The organism is Klebsiella sp. GG_Kp173 (assembly GCF_040062415.1).
Classification (GTDB): Bacteria; Pseudomonadota; Gammaproteobacteria; order Enterobacterales; family Enterobacteriaceae; genus Klebsiella; species Klebsiella quasipneumoniae.
On sequence record NZ_JBEAFZ010000041.1, the window covers coordinates 1 to 9,587 of the forward strand.

Annotated in this window: 5 protein-coding genes and 3 pseudogenes; 5 read left to right on the forward strand and 3 right to left on the reverse strand. The window is 50.4% G+C overall.

Features of this window, described 5'->3' with window-relative positions:
• Window positions 1-185: 185 nt before the first annotated feature.
• Entirely contained in the window at window positions 186-1,202 is a 1,017-nt protein-coding gene (locus tag ABLU50_RS15585) for an IS110 family transposase (RefSeq protein WP_023288366.1), read from the reverse strand.
• A gap of 66 nt (window positions 1,203-1,268) precedes the next feature.
• Between ABLU50_RS15585 and ABLU50_RS15590 the strand changes: the two are divergent.
• A pseudogene (locus ABLU50_RS15590) lies at window positions 1,269-2,242 on the forward strand (IS3 family transposase); the annotation flags it as partial.
• 210 nt (window positions 2,243-2,452) lie between these two features.
• Complete coding sequence (locus ABLU50_RS15595) at window positions 2,453-2,989, forward strand: hypothetical protein (protein ID WP_023288364.1); 537 nt, start codon at window positions 2,453-2,455, stop codon at window positions 2,987-2,989.
• A gap of 137 nt (window positions 2,990-3,126) precedes the next feature.
• Here ABLU50_RS15595 and ABLU50_RS15600 read toward each other — a convergent pair.
• Window positions 3,127-3,403, reverse strand: a pseudogene (locus ABLU50_RS15600) (IS3 family transposase); the annotation flags it as partial.
• A 344-nt stretch (window positions 3,404-3,747) separates the two neighbouring features.
• Here ABLU50_RS15600 and ABLU50_RS15605 point away from each other — a divergent pair.
• A pseudogene (locus ABLU50_RS15605) lies at window positions 3,748-4,488 on the forward strand (tyrosine-type recombinase/integrase).
• An 821-nt stretch (window positions 4,489-5,309) separates the two neighbouring features.
• Here the strand turns inward: ABLU50_RS15605 and ABLU50_RS15610 are convergent.
• On the reverse strand, window positions 5,310-6,320 hold the full coding sequence (locus ABLU50_RS15610; RefSeq protein WP_017900946.1) for a RepB family plasmid replication initiator protein: 1,011 nt from the start codon (window positions 6,318-6,320) through the stop codon (window positions 5,310-5,312).
• Window positions 6,321-7,049: 729 nt separating this feature from the next.
• Here ABLU50_RS15610 and sopA point away from each other — a divergent pair.
• Window positions 7,050-8,216, forward strand: coding sequence for a plasmid-partitioning protein SopA (gene sopA, locus ABLU50_RS15615; protein WP_023287153.1), 1,167 nt, complete (start codon window positions 7,050-7,052; stop codon window positions 8,214-8,216).
• Window positions 8,216-9,187, forward strand: a complete 972-nt coding sequence (locus ABLU50_RS15620; protein WP_004117790.1) for a ParB/RepB/Spo0J family plasmid partition protein — start codon at window positions 8,216-8,218, stop codon at window positions 9,185-9,187. Before sopA ends, ABLU50_RS15620 begins: the two co-directional genes overlap by 1 nt.
• The last annotated feature ends 400 nt before the right edge of the window (window positions 9,188-9,587 follow it).

Consider the following 9,587-nt stretch of genomic DNA (forward strand, 5'->3'; position numbering starts at 1 on the left):
CACAACCCGCTACGGGGGAGACTTACCCGAAATCTGATTTATTCAACAAAGCCGTAATTCGCACACAATCGCCTCAACAACTGGACGGCCTCTGAGGCCAGTATAAAAATCAGGTTCCGATTGTGCAGGTGCAACCTGTCACCATTTCTCAGTACGCTGCAACTTTTTCTGGCAGGGGATTAATTTCACACTACCTGATACTCGGTCTCATTTCTCAGCATCGACCAGATTATTCGCGCGTTTTTGTTAGCGACCGCCACGGTCGTTTTATTAAATCCGCGCCGTTCCTTTAACTGGTTAACCCACTGATTCATATGGCCATCATTGTTATTCGTGGCAACCCTGACGACAGCGCGGGCACCATGAATAAAAAGTGTCCGCAGATGCTTGTCGCCTTTTTTCGTCATATTCATCAGCACCTGTCTGTCACCACTCGAATGCTGGCGTGGAACCAGACCCAGCCATGCAGCAAAGTGGCGGCCATTCTTAAATTCAGTTCCTTTGCCAATAGCAGCAACAACGGCCGTGGCCGTTTTAGGGCCAATGCCTTTAACTCTGGCGATACGCTGACAGGCTTCTGATTGCCTGAATACTGTTTCAATTTCCTTATCAAAAAAATGGATCCGACGCCCGAGATCGTTAAAGAGCTCATAGAGCTCGGCAATTGTTCTGCGCATACGGGAACTTAGACCGTTTTCTGCATCTTCAAGGATAAGAGGAATAGCCCGGCGAACTCTGGAGACAGCACTGCCAATGGGGATCCCCCGGTCAAGTAACAGCCCTCTTATTTGACAGACTGTAGCAGTGCGGTGATTGACAATACGCTGCCTTGCCCGGTGTAAAGCCTGGATATCCTGCTGTTCGGGGCTTTTTGGTGGCACGAACTGCATTGTCGGTTGCATTAGAGCCACTGCGATGGCCTGTGCATCATTACCATCATTTTTTTGCCCGCGGACAAAGGGTTTTACATACTGAGGACTGATGACCTTTACTTTGTGCCCCAGTTTCTCAAACTCACGCTGCCAGTAAAATGCCCCGGTGGACGCTTCGATCCCAATCAGACATGCAGGAATATTTGCCAGCGTCTGGAGCAATTCTTTTCGGCCAGTTCGTTTCGTATAAACCGGTTTGCCGGCCTGGTTTAACCCACAGAGCTGAAAAACATTTTTAGCCAGATCAATACCCAGAAATACGATATTCATGGTGATTCTCCTGGTGAGCACATTTCGTACAGTTAACCGCAGCGGGAGGAGGTAGTCCATCCCATTAACTGGAAGAAAAAGTTTGGCGGCATGGGCGTGACAAAACTGCGCCGCCTGCGGCAACTGGAGGATGAAAATCAGCGGCTGAAGAAACTGGTGGCAGACCTGAGTCTGGACAAGGAGATGCTGCAGGAGGTACTGTTCTGAGGCCGGCTCAGAAGCGTCAGGCGGTGCATTTTCTGCGGGAGGCTTACCGTATCAGTGTCCGGCGGGGATGCGAACTGCTGATGCAGAGCAGAACCGTTTACCACTGGCAGAGCTGGCGGGATGATCGGGCGATAACCCTGCGTATCCGGGAAATAGCGGAAACCCGGATCCGCTACGGTTGCCCGCGTATTCATATTCAGCTGCGGCGGGAAGGCTGGCCTGTTAACCACAAGAAAACACACAGGATTTACTGTCTGGAAGGCCTCAACCTGCGCAGAAAGCGCCCCCGCAGGCATGTCAGTGCAGCACATCGTCAGCAACGTCCGGTCCTGACCGGAGTCGATCAGTGCTGGAGTATGGATTTCGTGTCGGATAACCTGTTTAACGGACGACGTTTCCGGGCGCTGACTGTAGTGGATAATTTTAGTCGGGAGTGTGTGGCGATCCATGCCGGAAAGTCGCTGAAAGGTGAGGATGTGGTCGGTGTGATGGAAAGGTTGCGGGTGCCGGGCAAGCGCCTGCCGGTACGTATTCAGACAGATAACGGCAGCGAGTTTATCTCGAAAAGTCTGGATAAATGGGCGTATGAGCACGGTGTTACAATGGACTTCTCCCGCCCCGGAAAACCAACGGATAACCCGTTTATTGAATCATTTAACGGCAGTCTGCGGGATGAATGCCTGAACATTCACTGGTTCCTGTCGCTGGAAGATGCGCAGGACAAACTCGACAACTGGCGCAGGGAATATAATCATGAGAGAACGCATTCATCATTAAATGACATGACTCCGGCTGAATTCATCCGAAGTCTCCGGAAAGACGAAGCTCTCTGATTTAGCACTGCACTGAATTTGGGCCAGGGTCAAAGTTAAAAAGGAGCACACTAAAAGCCTTAGCTCTACAGAGGTTCCTCCTGGTGCTCCCTCGGGAGACTATCTAATGCTAGAGACCAGTGCTTATATTTTTGCGATGAAGCAACCTAGAGGGTATACCTACATTGGTCTGGTGAAGAATTTAATCAACGAAGGTGAAGGACATATTTGGTGGAAAATATAAATAACGATGTACCACAGCATCAACCTTACCGAAATGAAAAGGTATTTAATTCCGGTAAGACAGCACTTGAGCTCAATTTTTCTGAGACAAATGGCAGTGTGAATCTTATCCTTGCGGGGCCTTTAGTATCGAAGCCGGGAAGTTTTGACTGGACTGGTCAAAAGGCCTTTTCAACAAAGCTGAGTGATGATGAAGTGATCACCTTGTGTATGGCGTTTCTTCGCCTTACTCATGAGGCTGTTCTGAAACATAAAAAAACAAAGCACCATAATAAGCAAGTCTACAAAAACGTAAAAGTTACTTTTGATGGTAAATCCACAGCAATGATGGAGGGGGGAGTTGTAGCTATCAACAAAGACGAGAGAGACATTAATTTTATACATAAAATTATTATTGATCCTGCCGCTTGCCTTCGCTTAGGTCTTTTCCTCTTGTCCGTCATACTGGCCCGAAATCCAGGGGTCCCATCTGACGCGGTTCTAACGTGCATGCGTCTTAATGCAAATGCTCAACTACAAAAGTAACTTTTCTATCTTATCATTCCCGTTTTACGGGAATTTCAAAAAAAGATACTTCCCTTAATGGGGAAAATACGCTCGGTTCATAGGATACATTAGATGTAACTATGGACTGACCCCATGCCTGTAGACAAATTCTGTCCTCACGACGAGGCCTGTTCGAAGGCCTCCGGACTGACGCCGCCGGGATGACTGTGGCGCCGGGTCCGATTGTAGAACACTTCAATGTAATCGAAGACATCCGCCCGGGCCAGATCCCGGTTTGGTATGTTCTCTTACTAATGCGTTCTTTTTTCAGTGAACTGAAGAACAATTCGGCCACCGCATTATCCTGGCAGTTGCCACGCCGGCTCAAGCTCGGTGCCAGGTTATTGGCCCGCAGAAGCGGTGCCAGTCGTCACTGCCGTACTGGCTGCCCTTACACAACCACAGACGGAACATGTTAAAGATCATTCCTGCCGATCGCATCTGGAAGGTAGCCGTTTCTCGTCTCCATTAATGCCAGTGTCAACATAGCTGTTTGTCCTGGCATTACCCCATTTCTCCCAAAAACGACGAAAGTGCCTGCAGGCCGCGTCATAACTGGCTTAAACATAGATCTTAACCGCAAAAGGATCCTTTACGCATTTGGTTTTACCCGCAATAATGTGGGATAAGACAACAAAAGGATCCGCGCGCTGCGATTTATTGTCATGGCAGGATCAGCCGCTTCAGGCCAGAATAGCTGTATCCAAACCCGTTGTGCGCTACGTGAAAAATAACTCATGAACAGCATCATTCCCCTGCAGAATTCACCAGATCGCGTCTCCCTGCTGCCGATCCGCCCCGGGCGTTGATTTTGCGACCGCGGTGGCACTCCGGCGGATGGCCACCTCAACAGGTGCCACGCCGGCTTACCTCCTGGCGCCGGAAGTGAGCGCCCTCCTCTGGTATATGCCGGACCAGCGTCACCACATGTTGTTCGCCACCATGTGGAATACCGGGAGCCGTATCGGTGAAGCCCGGACGCTCACCCCGGAATCCTTCGACCTGGATGGTCTGCGCCCTTTTGTTAGGGTGCTTTCGGAGAAAGTGCGGGCGCGCCGCGGGCTGCCGCCAAAAGATGAAGTGCGCCTGGTGCCGCTGACGGATGGCAGTTTTGTGCGTCAGATGGAAAGCTGGATGGTCACCACCCGCCCCGCCGGCGGGAGCCGTTATGGCCGGTCACGGATGAGACAATGCGCAACTGGCTGAAACAGGCGGTGAAGCGGGCTGAAGCTGATGGCGTGCATTTTTCGATCGCCGTGACGCCGCATACCTTCCGGCACAGCTATATCATGCACATGCTTTATCACCGGCAGCTTAGGAAGGTCATCCTGGCGCTGGCCGGGCATAAGGATCCGCGCTCGATGGAAGTCTATACCCGGGTATTTGCGCTGGACATGGCTGCCACCCTGGCCGTTCCCTTTACCGCTGACGGTCGAGATGCCGCGGAGATCCTTCGCTCCCTGCCACCGGCCGGCTGAGATTGTCGGGCAGGCGGCCGGGGCTTTGCCACTTAGTGAAGGAGATAAAGACAAACGCATTCCAGACGAGGCAGAGTCAGTCAGTCGCTTCTGAGTCTCTCACCGTGCCGGCTGCAGAAGCGTTACGCTTATCCAGTATGACCCGGGCATCATTCCGTCCGGGTCTGGAGAGAAATATTCATACCGCATCCCGTGTCCCCTCACCTTCTCATTGCACCATGACATCATTCGTATTAAGGAGCCCCGGTCCTCTGGTGACCAGCTGACATCTTCATACCGCAGACAATAAAACTTACTGCGATCCGGATATCAGCAAGTTACAGGGGATATACCTGAGGGCCTTTCCAACCGGGTAAGCCAGGTCGTTATTCAGTATATCGTCGGTGACTGCGTCCCGGGCCATTTCTGACAGCCATCAGGTTTCCTCTTCATGATTGCAGATATCAGTGCGAAGCTGGCTGAGGGTACGATAGGATTAACGAACTTCGGAGGACTGGTTTTAGCAGCTCTTGTATGGCAATGCCGGAATCAACGCTCTGCTGAGTGGCTTCATTCAGTGCGCACCGGGGATTTACTGAAATATTGACTGTGGGATGCAGTCACGTGGAGAGCTCTCAATTGGTCGGGTAACACCCTCGTCAAACTTGCATGCTTCAGTCAATATCAGCATATTCTGGCCATAAATGACATACCGCAGTCAATATTGTCCGATCTTTACCTGCAGGAAGGAGAGCGAATATTGACTGTAGTATGCGTGATGCACCTCACAGTCAATAACTAATTGCGTATGCATACGGCAGTCATGGTAATGCATATCGCAGTCAATTTTCCGGCTTCATCGCCGATAGCGCTTCAGCAAGTTTCTGCGGATCGATGCCTGCAGCCTTCAGTGCCTTGATGACTTCGTCATAATTCTGCTCCGGCGCCTTCTCTTCTTCCTCCTTGCGCGGTACCTTCACCGTCCCGCTGATGAGTTTGGGATTGCGATAATGAACGCTAAAGTAAGTCGCCCGGCCACGTTTAAACTCGGTGTAATCCAGATAGCCGATATCCCGAAGTTGCTCCATAGCCTTTCGGACCGTATGGTTCTGCGTATAGACATTTGAGGTAAGATTCAGCCGGTCCCGCATACGTTTCATGGAGATAGGTGCGGGATTCTGGGGAAGGCTCTCGATGTAGGTATACAGCGCCTGGGCAGATTCCTTCCGCTGCAGGGCGTCAATGGCTTTCAGCCGAAGCAGGACCCGCCTGTCCATATGGTAAAGCTCAAAGAGCTTGGGTTCAGCCTTGATCTCCACGATATCCTCGTTGATGTCATAATAGGCTGACTGCACCAGATGGGTGGTCCATCCTTTGGTCTCGCTCTGGAACTTCAGGGTAACCGAGGCGAGTTTAAACAGGGAATTGCTGATGCGATCCCGCATTTTCTTGTTTGAGCGCCGTGAGTCAAATCCACACATCTTAACGAATTCAACGAACGACAGTTCCAGAGTGTCACTTTTTACCCCATACTCAGACATCGAGCGAATGATCCCGAGCCAGACTTTAAAATCCGTGTCCATATCAAGACGCGAACCGGTGATCTTAACGTCGGTGTACCCTTCGCTTTTGGCGATGGACAGCTGTACGAGCTCCTCAGTGGCATCTGTGACGTTTTTACGGTTTGCCTTACTCCTGGAGGTTGATTTCAGGGTTGGAACGAAGAGACCGAGCCTCATGAGCGCTACCGGCTGCACAGTACTGGTACTGTTGACATCCAGCTTAACAACTTCGCCGGTTGTCTTGTCCACTTCCTGAAGATTGAGAGGTAAGCTGTTATTTTCGCTCGTCATCTTGATCCTCAACGGTTATCCACAAAAGAATGTCGTTATACGTATCGCAGTCAACGGATATACATACCTCAGTAAATACCGTTGCATATCACAGTATTAGATTTCGCATACAGCAGTCAACTTTTTACATTCCACAGTCGATCCAGTATGACGTTCAAGCCAGTTACAGCGCCTGCTGCAGCGATCCGGGGATCTCTTTAGGATCTCAATATGATCTCTTTGGGATCAATTACTGGATCGAAGCAATGAATAACGTTAATCCCCAGCCAGATCTACCCCACCACATTCAGGGTTCTGCAAGGGTAATCTGAATGCCGCATGAGTAACTCTCCCTGATTTAACATTAAATATTGACTGCGATATGTAGAATCTTCTTTTGTTGTTGACCAGCCCTCGGCTTTTAGTTTCATACCATAGTCAATTTTTCACATATCACAGTCAACTTCATGAAGATAGACTAATCCGGAGAAGTATCCGGCATCGTAGCGTTCGTGCTTTGTGCAGTCTCTGTGCTTTTCCACTTCCTCACTGCGTGAGATCGCTTACTGCGGCGAGCGGCAGTGAGAAATATTGACTGCGGTATGTGATTGAGCCTCTCTTCTCCGGTTTACAGCTTTCATTACAGTCAGCTTTGCAATTTTCAGATGACTTTGCGATTTTATTGTTGCTTTGCAAATAATTCCAAGATTTAATAAAATGATGCAAAGTGATGATTAAAGGATGCTCAGAATGGGACTGATGGATATACTTAACCAGTGCATTACTGCTGGACATGAGATGACGAAGGCTATCGCCATTGCGCAGTTTAATGACGACAGTCCGGAAGCAAGGAAGATCACCCGCCGCTGGAGAATTGGTGAAGCGGCGGATCTGGTTGGCGTTTCTTCTCAGGCAATCAGGGATGCAGAGAAAGCCGGCCGGTTACCTCACCCTGATATGGAAACCCGTGGCAGAGTTGAACAACGTGTTGGTTATACCATCGAACAAATCAATCATATGCGGGATGTGTTCGGTACCCGACTGCGGCGTGCAGAAGATGCTTTCCCTCCGGTGATCGGGGTTGCGGCTCATAAAGGGGGGGTTTACAAAACCTCCGTTTCTGTTCACCTAGCTCAGGACCTAGCCCTGAAAGGACTCCGTGTTCTTCTCGTTGAAGGCAATGACCCACAGGGAACGGCTTCTATGTATCACGGATGGGTGCCCGATCTTCATATTCATGCTGAGGACACTCTCCTGCCCTTTTATCTTGGGGAAAAGGATGATGCCAGCTACGCTATAAAGCCCACCTGCTGGCCTGGCCTTGATATCATCCCGTCCTGTCTGGCACTGCACCGCATTGAAACTGAGCTGATGGGGAAATTTGACGAAGGCAAATTACCTGCTGACCCGCACCTGATGCTCCGTCTGGCCATTGAAACGGTCGCTCATGATTATGACGTGATTGTTATCGACAGTGCACCCAACCTTGGTATCGGTACGATAAATGTTGTATGCGCTGCTGATGTATTGATTGTCCCTACTCCGGCAGAGCTGTTCGACTACACCTCCGCACTGCAGTTTTTCGATATGCTTCGTGACCTGCTTAAGAACGTGGATCTTAAAGGCTTCGAGCCAGATGTCCGTATTCTGCTTACCAAATACAGTAATAATAACGGCTCGCAGTCCCCGTGGATGGAAGAACAAATTCGGGATGCCTGGGGAAGCATGGTCCTTAAAAATGTTGTGCGCGAAACGGATGAAGTCGGTAAAGGTCAGATCCGTATGAGAACCGTTTTTGAACAGGCTATCGATCAACGTTCTTCAACAGGTGCCTGGCGTAATGCCCTCTCTATCTGGGAGCCTGTTTGCGATGAGATTTTTGATCGTCTGATTAAACCACGCTGGGAGATTAGATAATGAAGCGTGCCCCTGTCATTCCAAGACATACCACACATACTCAATCGACTGAAGATACCTCATCACCGGCGCCGGCTGCGCCGATGGTGGATTCATTAATTGCGCGCGTGGGTGCTATGGCCCGCGGTAATGCCATCTCTCTTCCGGTATGTGGACGGGAAGTAAAATTTACCCTTGAAGTGCTCCGGGGAGACTCTGTTGAGAGCGCTTCACGCGTATGGTCAGGCAATGAGCGCGATCAGGAACTACTTACCGAAGATGCTCTGGATGATCTCATTCCTTCATTTTTACTGACTGGTCAGCAGACTCCAGCTTTCGGCCGCCGGGTTTCCGATGTCATTGAAATTGCAGACGGCAGCCGTCGCCGTAAAGCCGCAATCCTGACGGAAAGTGATTATCGCATTCTGGTTGGTGAACTGGACGATGAGCAGATGGCAGCATTGTCCCGACTGGGTAACGATTATCGGCCGACGAGTGCTTATGAACGTGGTCTGCGTTATACAAGCCGGCTGCAGAATGAGTTTGCTGGAAATATTTCTGCACTTGCCGATGCGGAAAACATCTCTCGTAAGATCATTACCCGCTGTATCAATACGGCCAAACTGCCTAAATCCGTTGTTGCCCTGTTTGCACATCCTGGAGAACTGTCTGCCCGGTCAGGTGAAGCCCTTCAGAAGGCTTTTGCAGATAAAGAAGAATTACTGAAGCAGCAGGCTGAGACTCTCCACGATCAGAAGAAAGCGGGACTAATCTTCGAAGCTGAAGAGGTCATTAGTCTTTTAACATCCGTACTGAAACAATCTTCCGCATCAAGAGTTAATCTGAGCTCACGTCATCAGTTTGCTCCAGGGGCAACAGCATTGTACAAGGGCGATAAAATGGTGCTTAACCTGGATAGGTCCCGCATTCCTGCGGAGTGTATAGAGAAAATAGAAGCCATTCTTAAGGAGCTTGAGAAACTAGGAGTTTGATGCGGACACGCTTTAGTCTACGGTTATCTCCCTTTACTTCATTTCCTTTCTCACAGGCCAGAAAAAATAACTGGCCTGAATACTCTCTATGGGACCACGGTCCCACCTGCATCGTCGTTTAGGTTTTCAGCCTGGGGCCACGGTCCCACCTGTATCGTCGTTTAGGCTCCCAGCCTGGGACCACGGTCCCACCTGCATCGTCGTTTAGGTTTCAGCCTGGGACCACGGTCCCACCTGCATCGTCGTTTAGGTTTTCAGCCTGGGGCCACGGTCCCACCTGTATCGTCGTTTAGGCTCCCAGCCTGGGACCACGGTCCCACCTGCATCGTCGTTTAGGTTTCAGCCTGGGACCACGGTCCCACCTGCATCGTCGTTTAGGTTTTCAGCCTGGGGCCACGGT